Source organism: Salinifilum ghardaiensis (assembly GCF_054491345.1).
Genome location: NZ_CM137101.1, coordinates 748235 through 765199, shown reverse-complemented (window position 1 = coordinate 765199; position 16965 = coordinate 748235). Strand labels below are relative to the sequence as shown.

Annotated in this window: 14 protein-coding genes; 9 read left to right on the top strand and 5 right to left on the bottom strand. The window is 72.7% G+C overall.

Annotated elements, in window-relative coordinates; genetic code table 11:
• Positions 1–142 precede the first annotated feature (142 nt).
• Positions 143–1189: a class II fructose-bisphosphatase gene (gene glpX / locus ACVGV0_RS03410; RefSeq protein WP_459158396.1), complete on the top strand. Its 1047-nt coding sequence runs from the start codon at positions 143–145 to the stop codon at positions 1187–1189.
• Positions 1190–1312: 123 nt separating this feature from the next.
• On the opposite strand, the gene ACVGV0_RS03405 is transcribed toward glpX, so the two are convergent.
• Positions 1313–2293 (bottom strand): NAD(P)/FAD-dependent oxidoreductase, encoded by a 981-nt coding sequence (locus ACVGV0_RS03405; protein WP_459159910.1) that lies wholly within the window; start codon positions 2291–2293, stop codon positions 1313–1315.
• A gap of 369 nt (positions 2294–2662) precedes the next feature.
• Here ACVGV0_RS03405 and ACVGV0_RS03400 point away from each other — a divergent pair, with 369 nt between their 5' ends.
• From ACVGV0_RS03400 to ACVGV0_RS03385, 4 genes are all read left to right on the top strand, one after another.
• Positions 2663–3484, top strand: coding sequence for a S1 family peptidase (locus ACVGV0_RS03400; protein ID WP_459158395.1), 822 nt, complete (start codon positions 2663–2665; stop codon positions 3482–3484).
• 437 nt (positions 3485–3921) lie between these two features.
• Entirely contained in the window at positions 3922–5319 is a 1398-nt protein-coding gene (locus ACVGV0_RS03395; RefSeq protein WP_459158394.1) for a class II fumarate hydratase, read from the top strand.
• Positions 5320–5488: 169 nt separating this feature from the next.
• A complete protein-coding gene (locus ACVGV0_RS03390; protein WP_459158393.1) occupies positions 5489–5995 on the top strand; it encodes a DUF4288 domain-containing protein in 507 nt (168 codons plus the stop codon).
• A 175-nt stretch (positions 5996–6170) separates the two neighbouring features.
• On the top strand, positions 6171–7610 hold the full coding sequence (locus ACVGV0_RS03385; RefSeq protein WP_459158392.1) for a GuaB1 family IMP dehydrogenase-related protein: 1440 nt from the start codon (positions 6171–6173) through the stop codon (positions 7608–7610).
• A gap of 96 nt (positions 7611–7706) precedes the next feature.
• Here the strand turns inward: ACVGV0_RS03385 and ACVGV0_RS03380 are convergent, their stop codons facing one another.
• Together ACVGV0_RS03380 and ACVGV0_RS03375 are read right to left on the bottom strand one after the other, a co-directional pair.
• Positions 7707–8102, bottom strand: a complete 396-nt coding sequence (locus ACVGV0_RS03380) for a VOC family protein (RefSeq protein WP_459158391.1) — start codon at positions 8100–8102, stop codon at positions 7707–7709.
• Positions 8103–8244: 142 nt separating this feature from the next.
• On the bottom strand, positions 8245–9522 hold the full coding sequence (locus ACVGV0_RS03375; protein ID WP_459159909.1) for a PhoH family protein: 1278 nt from the start codon (positions 9520–9522) through the stop codon (positions 8245–8247).
• A gap of 944 nt (positions 9523–10466) precedes the next feature.
• On the opposite strand from ACVGV0_RS03375, the gene ACVGV0_RS03370 reads away from it, so the two are divergent.
• A complete protein-coding gene (locus ACVGV0_RS03370; RefSeq protein WP_459158390.1) occupies positions 10467–10718 on the top strand; it encodes a hypothetical protein in 252 nt (83 codons plus the stop codon).
• Between the two features lie 271 nt (positions 10719–10989).
• Entirely contained in the window at positions 10990–11247 is a 258-nt protein-coding gene (locus tag ACVGV0_RS03365; RefSeq protein WP_459158389.1) for a hypothetical protein, read from the top strand.
• A gap of 227 nt (positions 11248–11474) precedes the next feature.
• Here the strand turns inward: ACVGV0_RS03365 and ACVGV0_RS03360 are convergent, their stop codons facing one another.
• The gene (locus ACVGV0_RS03360) at positions 11475–12251 is read right to left on the bottom strand and encodes an isoprenyl transferase (RefSeq protein ID WP_459158388.1); all 777 of its coding nucleotides are present in this window, start codon (positions 12249–12251) and stop codon (positions 11475–11477) included.
• A gap of 106 nt (positions 12252–12357) precedes the next feature.
• Between ACVGV0_RS03360 and trhA the strand changes: the two genes are divergently transcribed.
• Positions 12358–13029: a PAQR family membrane homeostasis protein TrhA gene (gene trhA, locus ACVGV0_RS03355; protein ID WP_459158387.1), complete on the top strand. Its 672-nt coding sequence runs from the start codon at positions 12358–12360 to the stop codon at positions 13027–13029.
• Positions 13030–13586: 557 nt separating this feature from the next.
• Here trhA and ACVGV0_RS03350 read toward each other — a convergent pair.
• Entirely contained in the window at positions 13587–15608 is a 2022-nt protein-coding gene (locus tag ACVGV0_RS03350) for a thioredoxin domain-containing protein (protein WP_459158386.1), read from the bottom strand.
• A gap of 175 nt (positions 15609–15783) precedes the next feature.
• On the opposite strand from ACVGV0_RS03350, the gene ACVGV0_RS03345 reads away from it, so the two are divergent.
• Complete coding sequence (locus ACVGV0_RS03345) at positions 15784–16794, top strand: NAD(P)-dependent alcohol dehydrogenase (protein WP_459159908.1); 1011 nt, start codon at positions 15784–15786, stop codon at positions 16792–16794.
• Positions 16795–16965: the final 171 nt, after the last annotated feature.

The window sequence follows — 16965 nt, the reverse complement described above, 5'->3', positions numbered from 1 at the left end:
GCCCACCGGGCACCGACGTGTCGTGTCCCACCACACAGCGGTGCGCGGCCCGATCATCTGCCAGGATCCGGCGCACCGAGGCGCCACACACGTCGGGGACGGCACCTCGGCGGCATGCAACGACGCATCACGGGGAGGGCCCATGAGCACTGCCGGCGCGCAGGGCACCAACGAGGCTGCGCAGGGCATCAACGATGCCCCCGACCGCAACCTGGCCATGGAACTGGTCCGGGTGACCGAGGCCGCGGCGATGTCCGCGGGGCGCTGGGTCGGACGCGGCGACAAGAACTCGGGGGACGGCGCGGCCGTCGACGCCATGCGCAAGCTCATCAGCACGGTGTCCATGCGCGGTGTCGTGGTCATCGGCGAGGGCGAGAAGGACGAGGCGCCGATGCTGTACAACGGCGAGCACGTCGGCACCGGGCAGGGACCCGAGTGCGACGTCGCCGTGGACCCGATCGACGGCACCACGCTGCTGTCCAAGGGGATGCCGAACTCGTTGTCGGTGCTGGCGGTGGCCGAGCGCGGCGCCATGTTCGACCCCTCAGCCGTGTTCTACATGGAGAAGATCGCCGTCGGCCCGGAGGCCGCCGGCACGATCGACCTGAACGCTCCGGTGGCGGACAACATCCGCCGGGTCGCCAAGGCGAAGTCGCTGGACGTCTCGGACGTGACGGTGTGCGTGCTGGACCGCTCGCGGCACGAGGACCTCGTCGCCCAGGTGCGGCAGGCCGGCGCCCGGGTCCGGTTCATCAGCGACGGGGACGTGGCCGGTGCGATCGCGGCGGCCCGGCCGAACAGCGGTGTGGACATGCTGCTGGGCATCGGCGGCACGCCCGAGGGCATCCTCACCGCCTGCGCGCTCAAGTGCATGGACGGCGAGATCCAGGGGCGGCTGTGGCCGAAGGACGACGCCGAGCGCGCCCGCGTGTCCGAGCTGGGCTACGACCCGAACCAGGTGCTGGGCACCTCGGACCTGGTCGGCGGGGAGAACTCGTTCTTCTGCGCCACCGGCATCACCGACGGCGCCCTGCTCGACGGCGTGCACTTCCGGGCGAACCGGGCGACGACGCAGTCGATCGTGATGCGCTCCAAGTCCGGCACCGTGCGCGTGGTCGACGCCTCGCACAAGCTGGCGAAGCTGCGCGAGTACGCCAACGTCGACCTCGGCAGCCCCGAGGACGGCTGACCGGGCCCGGCTGGGGAGTCCGCGGACCGCACCGGGGCGGCTCGGCGGCCGACGTTCCGGGGGCGGCTGCGGGCCCGCTCGTCCCGGCGCTTCCAGCCGCCCCGGCACATCCGTCCCCGCCGCTCAGGTGTCCATGTCCGAGGAGTGCCCGGGGAACAGGTGAGCTCCCGGGTCGAGCTCGACCGCGATGTTGTTCACGGCCGTGGCCGCCTCGCCGAACCCGGTGGCGATGAGCTTCACCTTCCCCGGGTAGGTGGCCACGTCCCCCGCGGCGTACACCCGCTGCCGGGCGGTGCGCATGTGCGTGTCCACGTGGATCGACCGCTTGTCGATCTCCAGCCCCCAGGACTCGATCGGCCCGAGCGAGGCGGTGAACCCGAGGGCGGCGACGACCGTCTGCGCGGGCAGCACGCTGCGGGCGCCCTCCCGGTCGACCAGCTCGACCTCCGCCACCCAGCCGTCACCGCGGACGGCGGCGATCTCGGTGTCGGTCAGCACCGGCAGGCCCAGATCCGTGACCTTCTGCATCAGCCCCGGGTGGGCGCGGAAGCGCTTGCGGCGGTGCACCAGCGTCACGCTGCGCGCGACGGGCTGCAGCGCCAGCGCCCAGTCGAACGCGGAGTCCCCACCGCCGACGACGACCACGTCGTGTCCACTGTGAGCGTCGATCTCGGGGACGAAGTGGACGACGCCGCGGTCGAACCACCCCTCGGCCGCGGGCAGCGGCCGCGGGGTGAACTCGCCGATCCCCGCGGTGATGAGCATGGCTCGTCCGCGCACGGAATCACCGCCGGACAGCTCCAGGACCAGCCCTTCTTCCACATCGGACAGCTGCTGCGCGGCCCTGCCGAGCAGGTAGTGCGGATCGTACTGCGCGGCCTGCTGCACCAGCCTGTCCACGAGTTCGCGGCCGCGCACCTCCGGGAAGCCCGCCACGTCGAAGATCAGCTTCTCCGGGTACATCGCGGTGACCTGCCCGCCCGGTTCCGGCAGCGCGTCGACGAGCGCCGCGCTCAGACCGCGGAACCCCGCGTAGTAGGCGGCGAACAACCCCGCGGGTCCCGCGCCCACCACGATGAGGTCGACCTCGTGGGTCTCCGCCATGTCCACCACCTCGCGCTCCGCCGCGACGGACACCCCCAGCGTATCCGCTCCGCCACCCGCACGTCGCCCGCCACGCGGCGGAGCCGTGCGATCGCCCCGCCGGTCCCGGCGGACACCCCGGCCGCGCGGAAACCCCGCGCCAGCGGCGCAGCGCGGACGAGGAGCAGGTCACCGGCGCCGCCGCAGCACGCCGCCCCGGTAGCGCGGCGCACGTCACACCCGGGCCGACGCACGCCCGGGACAACGCGCGAACGCGGCCGAGGTTGTTGGTCCGAATTCCGCAATCGCCACCCCGCAGCCGGCGGTACTCAGCAGTAACCGGGAGGCCTACCTTCACGTCGAAACGACGTCGGCACGGGAGGAACCCCGATGCGAAAGTCCACATTGCTCGGCGGGATCGCCGCAGCGGTACTGGGAATGGGGTTGCTGCCCACCGCAGCGAACGCCACACCCGAAACCGGCGACACATCGCAAAAGTCCGCTTCGGAGTCCTCCGCGGGGTCCCCGGACCAGCTCATCGTCGGTGGCCACGAATCCACCGAGCAGTACGACTGGATGGCCTCGCTGAAGTACCAGGGCGAGCACAGCTGCGGTGCTTCGCTCATCGACGAGCAGTGGGTGCTGACGGCGGCGCACTGCGTCGAGGAGCGGCAACCGGCCGATCTGAGCCTGCGCATCGGCAGCCCGAACCGCAGCTCGGGCGGCACCGAAGCCGGCGTCGCCGAGATCGTCGCGCACCCCGACTACGCGGAGAAGTCCCCCAACGGCGACATCGCGCTGATCAAACTGGACCGCGCGGTGCAGCAGGAACCCATCAGCATCGCCGAGAACGCCGGCCCGCCGGGAACGCCCTCCCGGATCCTCGGTTGGGGCGTCACCTGCCCGCTGCGGGGCTGCGGTCAACCGCCCGAACAGCTGCGGGAGCTCGAGACCCACGTGACCGACCCGCAGCAGTGCTCGCTGAGCTCCATCGACGAGCAGACCGAGATCTGCACCGGCAGCGAGGAACTGCTCGCCAACGCCTGCTTCGGCGACTCCGGCGGCCCGCAGCTGGAAGGCCGGCCCGGTGACTGGCAACTCACCGGGGTGACCAGCCGCCTGGGCAGTCCGGCACCGGTGTGCGGCACCTCTCCCTCGGTCTACACCGACGCGACCGCCTACACCGACTGGATCAACGCGACCACCGCCTGACAGGGCTTCGCCAGGTCCTCGTGCTCGTCGCGGGGCGGGCGGTTCGGGACCGCTGGGAGGGACCTCCTGCACGTCCCGACCACCGACCACCCGCCCCGGCCAGCGGGCATCGAGCAGCCACCAGCGGTTTCGGCGCGGGGCGCTGCTGACGGCACGCCCCGCGCCGAACCGCGTCCGCGGACCGCCCGGCCGGCGCGCCGCACCCGAACCGCGCGGGCCCGGCACCCGCGCATCAGCGCCTCCCCGCGGCCCCGCGCCGAGCGGGCGGGCGCGGGGGTGGCAGCGCCGGCGGCCGTGTGACCGACCGCATCGGAATCGATCGGGAACCGGACTCCGCCGCATTGCCGACGTGCCCGGCGGCGATGCCGGGAGGCCGTTACCAACCCCACAGGCGACCCGCGCTGACCGGGCCGCGGCTGAAGCGGGAGACTTCAGCCATGGCTGAACAGGAATACCGGATCGAACACGACACCATGGGCGAGGTGCGGGTCCCCGCCGACGCCCTGTACCGCGCGCAGACCCAGCGCGCCGTGGAGAACTTCCCCATCTCCGGCCGGGGTCTCGAACGAGCCCAGATCCGGGCGCTCGGACTGCTGAAGGCGGCCACGGCCCGGGTGAACGCCAAGCTCGGCGTGCTGGAGGCGGACCTCGCCGAGGCGATCGCCCGGGCCGCCGACGAGGTGGCCGAGGGCGAGCACGACGACCACTTCCCCATCGACGTGTTCCAGACCGGCTCCGGCACCTCGTCGAACATGAACGCCAACGAGGTCATCGCCACGCTGGCGACCCGCTCCCTCGGCCGCGACGTGCACCCGAACGACCACGTCAACGCCTCGCAGTCGTCGAACGACACCTTCCCGACCACCATCCACGTGGCCGCCACCGAAGCCGTGCTCACCGACGTGATCCCGGCCCTGGAGCACCTGGCGAGCACGATCGAGCAGCGCGCCGCGGAGTGGAGCGAGGTCGTCAAGTCCGGCCGCACCCACCTCATGGACGCCGTGCCCGTCACCCTCGGCCAGGAGGCCGGGGCGTGGGCCGCGCAGATCCGCTACGGCGTCGAGCGCCTCCGCGCCGGGCTCCCGCGCCTCGGCGAGCTGCCCATCGGCGGCACCGCCGTCGGCTCCGGCCTCAACGCGCCGCAGGGCTTCGGCGACGCGGTCTCCCGGGAACTGGCCGAGGTGACCGGCCTGCCGCTGAGCGAGGCCGCCGACCACTTCGAGGCCCAGGCCGCGCAGGACGCCGTGGTGGAGACCTCCGGCAGCATGCGCACCGTCGCCGTGAGCCTCACCAAGATCGCCAACGACCTGCGCTGGCTCGGGTCCGGCCCGCGCACCGGCCTGGCCGAGCTGGCCCTGCCCGACCTGCAGCCCGGCTCGTCGATCATGCCGGGCAAGGTCAACCCGGTCATCCCGGAGGCCACGCTGCAGGTCGTCGCCCAGGTCGTCGGCAACGACCAGACCGTGTCCTTCGCCGGTTCGCAGGGCAACTTCCAGCTCAACGTGATGCTGCCGGTCATCGCCCGCAACGTGCTCGAATCGGCCCGCCTGCTCGCCGCCGCGTCCCACCAGCTGGCCGACCGGGTCTTCGCCGGGATCACCGTCAACGCCGAGCACGCCCGCGAGTACGCCGAGGGCTCCCCCTCGATCGTCACGCCGCTCAACCGCTACATCGGCTACGAGGAAGCCGCCGCGGTGGCCAAGCAGGCCCTCAAGGAGCGGCGCACGATCCGCGAGGTCGTGCTCGACCGCGGCTACGTCGAGGCCGGCAAGCTCACCGTCGAGCAGCTCGACGAGGCGCTGGACGTGCTGACCATGGCCCGGGGCGAGCGCTGAGCACCCGTCCGGGCGCGGACAGGCCCGCGCCCGGACGTCCCCGCGCGGAGGACGCGGTCGCTCGCGAGCCCGCCGGCCCCGCACGCCCGGACGTCCCCGCGCGGGGCGGGCGCAGCCGCGCTCCCGGGGGCCTGCCCGCCCCGCCGGGGAGCGGTGGAATCCTGGGGGTATGCAGCACGGCGAGCAGTTCGACCCCGAGGAGCGCGCCTCCGCCCACGAGCCCGACGTCGAGGGAGCCGAGGACTGGGAGGACGAGGACGCCGAGGCCGAGGCGGAATCGGTCGGCTCCATCGACATCGGCCCCGGGACCATCGATCCCAGCGAGTTCCAGGTGCCGCGGCGCCCGGTCTCGCCGGACTACTACGTGGCCGTGCTCCTGCTGCGCACCACCTCCGAGGAGGAGGGCCACCGGCCGCTGTACGAGGAGTCGTTCGTGCTGCTCAAGGCCGAGTCCGCCGAGGAGGCCGAGACCAAGGCGGGGGACCTGGCCAAGCAGCAGCAGACCACCTACCGCGACGAGAACCACACGCTGGTGACCTGGAAGCTCGAGCGCGTCCTCGAGGTCAAGCCGCTCGAGGACTCCTCGTTCGACGACGGGACCGAGCTGTACAGCCGGTTGTTCCGCGACTACCGGGCCTACCGCGCCTTCGAACCGCACCTGGACGGGGAGCTCTGAGAGCTCCGGTTCCGCGGACGCCGGCGCCGGAGGACGCCGGTGGCCGCGGCAGCGGGCCGCCCGGCACCGGCGCGGTGACGCCCACCAGCCGCAGCTCGCCCCGCCGCGGTCCGCGCGCACTGCGGTGAGCAGTACGTGTCGTCGCCCGGGCGCCGAGCCCGTATGCTGACGAGATGTGCAGTTCTTGAACGGGCAGCAGCCCACCACCGACCTGACCTACGACGACGTGTTCCTGGCGCCCCGCCGCTCCGGCGTCGAGTCGCGGTTCGACGTCGACCTCGCGGCCAGCGACGGCACCGGCACCACGCTGCCGCTGGTCGTGGCGAACATGACGGCCGTCGCGGGGCGGCGGATGGCCGAGACGATCGCCCGCCGGGGCGGGATCGCCGTGCTCCCCCAGGACGTCGACCCCTCGGCGGTCGCCGAGATCGTCTCCTGGGTGAAGCAGCGCCACCCGGTGTGGGACACACCGATCGTGCTGCACGCCGACGCCGCCGTGGCCGACGCGCTGAACCTGTTGCCGAAGCGCGCGCACGACGCGGTCGTGGTCGTCGACGACGAGGACCGGCCCACCGGCGTGTTCCGCGAGGCCTCCAGCGCCGGGGTCGACCGGTTCTCCCGGCTCAGCGAGGTGGCCGACCCCGACCCGGTCGTGCTTCCGCTGGACACGAAGCCGCGCGAGGTCTTCGAGCACCTCGACCGGCAGGCGCGGGACGTGGCCCTGGCCGTCGACGACGACGGGCGGCTGGCCGGCATCATGACCGGCCGGGCCGCCCTGCGCTCGGAGATCTACACCCCCGCGCTGGACGAGCGGGGGCGGCTGCGCATCGGCGCGGCGATCGGCGTGAACGGCGACGTGGCCGCCAAGGCCTCGGCGCTGCTGGAGGCCGGGGTGGACGCGCTCGTCGTGGACACCGCCCACGGCCACCAGGAGAAGATGATCAGCGCGCTGGAGGCCGTCCGCACCGTCTCGCCGAGCGTGCCCGTGGTCGCCGGCAACGTGGTCACCGCCGAAGGCGTGCGGGACCTGGCCGTGGCCGGCGCCGACGTGATCAAGGTGGGCGTCGGGCCGGGCGCGATGTGCACCACCAGGATGATGACCGGCGTGGGGCGGCCGCAGTTCTCCGCGCTCGTCGAGTGCGCCGAGCAGGCCCGCGCGCTGGGCAAGCGCGTCTGGGCCGACGGCGGCGTGCGGCACCCCCGGGACGTGGCGCTGGCGCTGGCGGCCGGCGCGTCCTCGGTGATGGTGGGCTCCTGGTTCGCCGGGACCTACGAGTCCCCCGGCGACCTGCAGCGCGACGAGCACGGCAACGCCTACAAGGAGTCGTTCGGCATGGCGTCCAAGCGCGCCGTGAGCGCGCGCACGCGCAGCGACAACTCCTTCGACCGGGCGCGCAAGGCGCTGTTCGAGGAGGGCATCTCCAGCTCCAAGATGCGGGTGGACCCGCAGCGGCCGAGCGTGGAGGACCTGCTCGACGAGATCACCTCGGGCCTGCGCTCGGCGTGCACCTACGCGGGCGCGCGCGACCTGGAGGAGTTCCACGGGCGCGCCGTCGTCGGCATCCAGTCCGCGGCGGGGTTCGCCGAGGGCAGGCCCCTGCCCAAGGGCTGGTGACGGCGGAGCGGGAGGCGGCGCGCGCCGGCTGCGCCGACCGGGCGCACCTGATCCGGGAGGCCCGGGGCTCGGCCGGCGCGAGCTTCGCGGAGCTGGTCAGCCCGTGAGCTCCGCGAACAGGTCCACGGGATTGCCGTCGGGGTCGAGCACGGTCGCGTAGCGCTGGCCCCAGGGGGCGTCCCGCGGTTCGTGGTGCCCGTCGTAGCCGGCAGCGGTGATCTCGGCGTACGCGCCGTCCACCGCCGAGGGCGAACCGCAGTCGAAGGCCAGCGCCGCCCGGTGCCCGCCGGACGGCGGTGCCCAGGAGGGGTCGATCGAGCGCACCGTCTCAGCGGTGTCCCACATCAACCGCACCCCGCTCGGCAGGAGCACGTCCACGTGACGCTGGTCGTCGGCCCCCGCGGGGATGTCGAGTCCGAGCAGGCGGTAGAACGCCAGCGTCTTCGCCATGTCGTCGGCGACCAGGCCCAGGGCGCTGAATTGCATCGTCATGGGTGAAGCGTAGGGGTCGCGCGGACGGCGGGCATCGAGCGGATCGGACGTCAGGAGGAGGGTCCCCCCACCACTCGCTCCGGAGGTCGTGCACGCGTCGTGCTGGCGGGGGAACCAGCACGACGCCTGCACCGCGGCCGCGTCAGGACAGGTACTCCTCCTCCAACATCTCGGTCACCAGCGCCGCCACGGGCGAGCGCTCGGACCGGGACAGGGTCAGGTGGGCGAACAGCGGGTGCCCCTTGAGCTTCTCCACCACCGCACCGACGCCGTCGTGCCGGCCCACGCGCAGGTTGTCGCGCTGGGCGACGTCGTGCGTGAGCACGACCCGGGAGTTGGAGCCGAGCCGGGACAGCACCGTGAGCAGCACGTTGCGCTCCAACGACTGCGCCTCGTCGACGATGACGAACGAGTCGTGCAGGGAGCGCCCGCGGATGTGCGTCAGCGGCAGCACTTCCAGCATCCCGCGGTCGAGCACCTCGTCGATGACGTTCTGCCCGGCCACGGCGCTGAGCGTGTCGAAAACCGCCTGGCCCCAGGGCTGCATCTTCTCGCCCTCGCTGCCGGGCAGGTAGCCGAGCTCCTGCCCGCCGACCGCGTACACCGGGCGGAAGACCACGACCTTGCGGTGCTGCTGCCGTTCCAGGACCGCTTCCAGACCGGCGCACAGCGCCAGCGCTGACTTGCCCGTGCCGGCCCGCCCGCCGAGCGAGAGGATGCCGACGCCCTCGTCGGCGAGCAGGTCCAGCGCGATGCGCTGCTCCGCGGACCGACCGTGGATCCCGAACGCCTCCCGGTCACCGCGGACGAGCTTGACGCGCTTGTCCGCCGTGACCCGCCCGAGCGCGCTCTGCGAACCGGACAGCAGCCGCACCCCCGTGTTCGCGGGCAGTTCGGCGGCCTCGGCGAGGTCGGCGGAGCCCTCCTTGAACAGGGTGTTGATCTCCCCCGGCCCGGCGTCCACATCGGCCATTCCGGTCCACCCGGAGGAGATGACGTCCTGGGCGCGGTACTCCTCGGCCTCCAGCGCCACCGAACCGGCCTTCACGCGCAGCGGCATGTCCTTGGTCACCAGGGTCACCGCCGCCCCCTCGGCGCGCAGGTTCAGCGCGCACGCCAGGATGCGCGCGTCGTTGCTGTCGGTGCGGAAACCCGGTGGCAGGACGTCCTGATCGGAGTGGTTGAGCTCCACCCGGACGGTCCCGCCGGACACCCCGACGGGGATCGGTTCGTCCAACCGCCCGCACCGGCAGCGCAGCTCGTCCAGGCCGCGCAGTGCTTCCCGGGCGAACCAGCCCAGTTCGGGGTGGTGTCGCTTGCCTTCCAGTTCACCGACGACGACCAGCGGCAGCACCACGTCGTGCTCGGCGAAGCGGTTGAACGCCCACGGGTCGGACAGCAGCACCGAGGTGTCGAGCACGTAGGTGCGGCCGGCGGCGGCATCGGACCGGGTTCCGGCGGGAACGCCGGGTGTCTCGGCGGTGGCGCGCTCGCCAACACCGGCGGTCCGGGATTCGAACGGGGAACGTCGTGCGGTCACGGCAACTCCCTCGCGGGCGCCGCGAGGACGCCCGCTCGTTGGTGGGCCGGGTCTGCCCTGCCCGCGCCGGATCGCGGCGACCGGACAGCCGCGCGGGCCGGGACCCGCCCCTCGCGACCACGGTGGACGGCGCTGCCGCCCGTCGGCGACCACGAACCATCAGCCACGATCAGGGCCTCCCGGACGGGCCGTACGGACTGAGCTGGCCCGTCACCGCGGACGCTACCGCCGCGAAGCGCGCTCAGCAGGCAGCCACACAGGTGATTCCAGTCCTACACCGACGGCGGTAGCGCGGCGCGGAGCCGCGAGAACCCCCGAACGGCGGTTGCCCGCCGCCGCCCCGGCGTAATCGACTCGCGAGCGCAACCGGCTCGTGAGCGTAATCGACTCGTGACTTTCGGCCCGACACGCCGGGACGTGTCGGGCGACCGCTTGGCCGTGGACTGGCCATCGCGGTCAATCCCCACGGACGGGTGATCGCAGCTTCGGGGCAGATCCACGATCCGCGCTCAACATCCGCCCGGTGATCACACTCCAGTGTGATCGATAGAAGAATTCCAATGGGCGTATTGTGACGACTCTGCATGTGCGGCAACATGAAGCCAGCGCGACACGCCGTGTTCCGTTGTTCGCGCAAGTGGATGCGCGTATCCAAGAACCACACAATGGTGGTAACTCGGTACCGTTCACCGGATTTCGTGGATATGTTTTTCCGCGGGTGCTCCCTCGGAGTGAGGTCCGAGGCCGGCCGCCCCGGGCGAACGACCCGCGGGTGCCGGAGAATTCGCACTCACTTCATCAGCGTCCAACAAGGAGCAACGGAAGTGCTGAAGAAAGCAGCGATCGTGTCCGGCGCCGCAGCCGGAATGTTGGCCCTGGCCCCGATGGCCAACGCGGACAGCATGGACAACGACGGTGTCGGCGTGCTGAACGACGACAACATCAGCGCCGTTCCGGTCCAGCTGTGCAACAACAACGTCAGCGCCGCCATCGGCATCACTGCGCCGATCCTGTCGCCGCAGGACGCCAGCTGCACCAACGCGCCGGTGGTCGACCACCCGTCGCAGCAGGGCTGACGACCGACGAACGAACCGGTCAACGAGGCGCGGCGGGCAAGGAGGGCCAACGCGCCCGCTCTTCGCCCGCACGCACTCTCGCATTCTTCAACACGCCGCAACGGGTAGCACTGCAGCAGTTGTCGCCACCCGACGAAGTCACACGAACGAGTCGACACGGGTGGGCCCACGGCGTGGCGCCGGTTGTATTTTCCAGGAACTTGGCAGGGTTCACCCCCGCCCCGCGGGAGTCCTTCGTGGACGGGAACGAACCCCAGCACATCAGAGGAGCGTGAATCCAGTGCTGAAGAAGGCAGCGATTGTCGCCGGTGCCGCCGCCGGCATGGTGGCCCTGGCCCCGATGGCCAACGCCGACAGCGTGGACAACGACGGCGTCGGCGTCGCGAACGACACGAACCTGAGCGTTCTGCCGATCAACGCGTGCAACAACAACGTCGCGGTGCTCGGCGTCACCCTGCCGGTGCTGTCGCCGCAGGAAGCCAGCTGCACCAACGCGCCGATCGTCGACCACCCCTCGCAGCAGGGCTGACGATCGCCGCAGGCGAACACACCGCGAGGGCGGGGCCGGATCGTCCGGCCCCGCCCTCGACGTGTTCCGGGCCCGCGCGTGGGCGAACGCCGCGGACAGCAGCCACGGCCGCCCGACTCCTCACCGGGGCCCGCGCACCTTTCGCCGGAGCCTCGCACCGGGACTCTCCGCACCGGAACCACGCCCGGGCCCGCGCGCCGGCACCGGCGCCCGGGCGAGAACCGCGTTCAGCCGCCGAAGCGGCGGTGCCGGGCCGCGTAGGAGCGCAACGCGCGCAGGAAGTCCACCCGGCGGAACGCCGGCCAGTACGCCTCGCAGAACCAGAACTCCGAGTGCACCGACTGCCAGAGCATGAACCCGGACAGCCGCTGCTCCCCCGAGGTGCGGATGAGCAGGTCCGGATCAGGCTGTCCCGAGGTGTACAGGTTCTCGGTGATGTGGTCGACGGTGAGCACCTCCGCCAGCTCCTCGAGCGTGGTGCCCGCCTCGGCGTGCTGCTGCAGCAGCTTGCGCACGGCCTCCGCGATCTCCTGCCGCCCGCCGTAACCGATCGCCACGTTCACCTGCATCCCCGAGCGCCCCTCGGTGCGCTCGGTGGCGGCGGCCAGCCGCTCGGCCGTCTCCTGCGGCAGCAGGTCGAGCGTGCCGACGGTCTGCACCCGCCACGGCATCGACGGCGCCGTGAGCTCCTCGACGACGCTGACGATGATCTCCAGCAGTGCCTGCAGCTCCTCGCTGCTGCGGTTGAGGTTGTCGGTGGACAGCAACCACAGCGTCACCACCTCGACGCGGGCCTCGCGGCACCAGCCGAGCAACTCGGTGATCTTGCGAGCACCTGCCTGGTGGCCGTGCGCGGCCTCCAGGCCCGCTTCCTTCGCCCACCGGCGGTTGCCGTCCAAGACCACGCCGACGTGGCGGGGTCGCTGCATCGTCTCGAGTTGGCGACGCAGTCGCCACTCGTACAGGTCGTAGATCAGATCTTTCAGCCGAACCTTGAGCGCCACGTCCGGTGAGACTACGCCGCGCGCGCGTGCTCGGAACCGCGTGGTGACCCGGTCGGCGTGAGCGCCGACATAACGCCCAGACCTACGCTCGCGTAGCCTCGGGTGCGTGAGCGTAGGCACGAGTCCCGCCGCCCTCCCCCCGAAGCCCAAGCTGCGCGGGTGGATCCACCTGTGGTCGGCCGTGGTGGCGACCGCGGCCGGTGCGACGCTGATCGCACTGGCCGGATCCACCGTGTCCGCCCCTGCCGCCATCGGAACGTCGATCTACGCGGCGACCGTGCTCGGCCTGTTCGGCGTGAGCGCGCTCTACCACCGCAAGACCTGGCGCACGGTCGGCGCGCGCACGTGGATGCGCCGCCTCGACCACTCGATGATCTTCATGTTCATCGCGGGCACGTACACCCCGTTCGCCATGCTGGCGATGCAGCCCACGACCGGCGCGGTGGTCCTCGCCGTCGTGTGGGGCGGCGCGCTCGGCGGCGTGATCCTCAAGCTGTCCTGGCCGAACGCCCCGCGCTGGGTCGGCGTGCCGGTGTACCTGGCGCTGGGGTGGGTCGCCGTGTTCGTGCTGCCGGAACTGCTCATGCACGCCGGAGCGGCGGCGCTCGCGCTGCTCATCGCCGGCGGCGTGCTCTACAGCCTCGGCGGTGTGGCCTACGCCGCCAAGCGCCCCGACCCCTGGCCGCGCACCTTCGGCTACCACGAGGTGTTCCACACCGCGGTCTCCGCCGCGGCGATCTGCCACCACATCGCCATCTGGCTGGCCTTGTACGCCTGAGCAGCCCCGGCGGCAGCTTGTCCCCCACGCCTAAGAGAGTCCGCGGATTGGCTGTTGAGGGCGGGTGGATGGGGGTAGCTGGGAGGAACCTCCGGCGGCACCTCGCTCCGGGATCCCCGACATCGAGTAGCCACCTACACAACGTCGGGGCTGTCCTCGCAAGGCGGCGCCGGAGAACCCGCGGCGGGACGCTCTGCGTACGTGGCGATGAAGCGGCTGCGCCGCTTGCCTGACGGGCCGGTGCGGTCGAGCACATGGCCACCAATCCGCGCGGCCCCTAAGCCCCGCGGCGGCCGCCTCACCCCCGCACGATCCCCCGATCGAGCCTTCCCCGGCCCGCACGCTGGGGACAACTCGCGCCCCTGTGGATGGATCATGCTCCATCCGTGTGGGGACGGCTTCCAATTTTCATGAAAATTGCGCTCCCTGGAACGCTTCCAGATTGGGCGCGGCGGAAGGCGCGGGAAGCACTGCGGGACCGGGCGAACGCGTTGCGGCGGGACCCGGCCTGCTGGGGGTTCCGGGAGCGGAGCCCCCCAGCAGGCCGGCGCGGGGTGCTACGGGAACTCGACGAGCTGCTGCTGGAGGGCATCGGCGGTGGTCACCGGGCGGTCGCAGACGTAACCGCGGCACACGTACGCCGCAGGTGCACCGTCGACCAGCGGGCGGTCGGCCGCCAGCGGCGCCGCGGAGGACTCGGGCTCGGCGGCGAGCACCACCGCCCCGCCCGGCGCGCGGTGGCGCGCCGTCGTCTCCAGCAACTCGCGGTCCGGATCGCCGGTGGCGCCCACGACGGCCACCTGGATCGGCCCGGCCGCGCGCGCCTCGGCGACGGACAGCCAGTGCCCGGCGAAGCGCGGTGCGCGCTGCAGCAGCATGCCCGCGCGGTCGATCGCCTGCTCTGCGGCCTGCCGGTACCTCCCCGCGCTGTCCGGCCCTGTCAGCGCCGAAGCGGCCAGCAGCGCTTCCGCCAGGGACGCCGCCCCGCTCGGGGCGGCGTTGTCCGTCGGGTCCGCCGGACGCCGCACGAGCGCCTCGGCATCGTCGGCGGTGTCGTGGAACTGGCCGGGGTGGTCCGGGTCGGCGAACCGCGCCAGGGCGGTGTCCAGCAGCTCCCGCGCGCGGTCGAGCCAGTGCGCCGCACCGGTCGCCTGGTGCAGCGCCAGCAGTCCCGCGGCGAAGCACCCGTAGTCGTCGAGCACGCCCGCCGCCGCACCGACTTCCCCGGCGCGGGAGGCGCGGCGCAGGCGCCCCTCGACCAGGTGCGTGCTCAGGACCGTCTCGGCGGCCCGCTGCGCCGCCTCGATCCACCGCTGCTCGCCGAACGCCTCGCCCGCTTCCACGAGCGCGGTGATCGCCAGCCCGTTCCAGGCGGTGACGACCTTGTCGTCCCGCGGGGGCTGCGGCCGCTGGTTCCGCTCGGCCAGCAGCGCCGCGCGCACGCGCTCGAAGCGCTCCGCGTCGTCGGGGTCGCGCGGCAGCCGCAGGGTGGAGCTGCCGTGCTCGAACGTGCCCTCGGCGGTCACGCCGAACACCGCGGCGGCCCAGTCGCCGTCCTCCTCGCCGAGCGCGCTGCGCAGCTGCTCCGGCGTCCACACGTAGGTCAGCCCCTCGGCCCCGTCGGTGTCCGCGTCCAGCGAGGCGGCGAAGCCGCCTTCGGGGGTGGCCAGGTCGCGCAGCAGGAACTCGGCGACCCCCCGGGTGACGCGTTCGGCCAGCGGCGCGCGCGCCACGCGCGCGAGGTGCGCGTAGGCGCGCAGCAACAGCGCGTTGTCGTAGAGCATCTTCTCGAAGTGCGGCACGGTCCACGTGGCGTCCACGCTGTAGCGGGCGAACCCGCCCGCCAGCTGGTCGTGGATCCCGCCGCGGGCCATGGCCTCGCAGGTGCGCCCGGCCAGTCGCAGCGCCTCGTCCGAACCGGTGCGTTCGCGGTGCCGCAGCAGGAACTCGAGCACCATCGACGGCGGGAACTTCGGCGCGTCGCCGAAGCCGCCGTTGGCCTCGTCGAACTCGCCGCCGAGCTCGGTGACGGCCGCGTCGAGCACCTGGTCGTCGACGGCGGTCTCGGGCAGCGGACCGCGCTGCTCGTTGAGCTGCTCCACGATGCGCGTGGCCGCCTGGCGCACCTCGTCGCCGCGCTCCTGCCAGGCGCTGGTGACGGCGTCGAGCAGCTGCCGGAACGACGGCATGCCGTGCACCGGGCGCGCCGGGTAGTAGGTGCCGCAGTGGAACGGCTCGCCGTCGGGGGTGAGGAAGCAGGTCAGGGGCCACCCGGCCTGGCCGGTCATGGCCTGCGTGGCCTCGATGTAGACCGAGTCGATGTCCGGGCGCTCCTCCCGGTCCACCTTGATGTTGACGAACCGCTCGTTCATGACTCCCGCGATCTCGGGGTCCTCGAACGACTCGTGCGCCATCACGTGGCACCAGTGGCACGCCGCGTAGCCCACGGACAGCAGCACGGGGACGTCCCTGCGGCGGGCTTCGCGGAACGCCTCCTCGCACCACGGCCACCAGTCGACCGGGTTGTCGGCGTGCTGGAGCAGGTAGGGGCTCGTCGCCTCGGCCAGCCGGTTCACCATGCCCCCACCGTCCCACCGCGCGCGGGCGGTGGCCCACCCGGGAGGCGCGCGGCGATCTCGTGAACCGGGTGCTGCGGCCGTGGTAGGAACGACACCGGTCCGCGGGCGACCCGGCCCGCCGGGCCACCGCGAGGAGGGACTCGAAGAGGAGGAAGTCGTGGACATCCCCGGCACGATGCGCGCTTCGGTGCTCCGCGAGGTGCACGACATCGCGCTCGAACAACGCCCCGTCCCGCAGCCGGGGGAGCACGAGGTGCTCGTGCGCATCACGTCGGTCGGCACCTGCGGTTCGGACGCGCACTACTACGAACACGGTCGGATCGGCGGGTTCGTCGTCGAAGAACCCCTGGTCCTGGGCCACGAAGCGGCGGGCGTGGTCGTCGCCCGCGGTGCGCGCGCCGAGCAGCACGAGGTGGGCCGGCGGGTGGCGCTCGAACCGGGCGTGCCGTGCTTCGTCTGCGCCGAGTGCCGGCTGGGCCGCTACAACCTGTGCCCGCGGATGCGGTTCTTCGCCACGCCGCCGGTGGACGGGGCGTTCTGCGAGTACGTGGCGATCCACGAGGAGTTCGCCCACGCCGTGCCGGACTCGCTCTCGGACGACGCGTCCGGGCTGCTCGAACCGCTGTCCGTGGCGGTGTGGGCCAACCGCAAGGGCCGCGTCAGCCCCGGTGCGCGCGTGCTCATCACCGGGGCAGGGCCGATCGGGTTGATCGCGGTGCAGGCGGCGCGGGCCTTCGGCGCGGCGGAGATCGTGGTCAGCGACGTGCAGGCGAGCAGGCTGGCGGTCGCCGAGGAGCTCGGCGCCACCCGCACCGTCGACGTCAGCGAGACCCCGCTGCCGGAGGTCGGCTACACCCCGGACGTGCTGCTGGAGTGCTCGGGCGTGCCGAAGGCGGCCGCGGAGGCGATCACCACGGTGGGACGCGCCGGGCGCGTCGTGCTGGTCGGCATGGGGGGCAGCGAGCTGCCGCTGCCGCTGGACCACGTGCAGACCCGCGAGATCGAGCTGACCGGCACGTTCCGCTACGCCAACACGTGGCCGACGGCGATCGCGCTGGCCGCCAGCGGGCAGGTCGATCTGGACCGCCTGGTGACGCACCGCTTCGGGCTGGACGCGGTGCCGCAGGCGCTGACGGTCGGTCGGCGCGAGGACGCGATCAAGGCCGTGGTGCACCCCGACCGCTGAACGCGCCGCCGACCGGGTGAGCGCTGAGCGGTGCGGGCCGGCCGGTGCTCGGCACCGGCCCTGCGCGGGGTCAGCACGGCGGCACGTTCCGCGGGCAGCCCGCGCAGTGCCCGGTCCGCCCGGATGCCGGGCCCGCAGTGCCCGGTGCGGACCGGCCGCACGGGTCAGCGC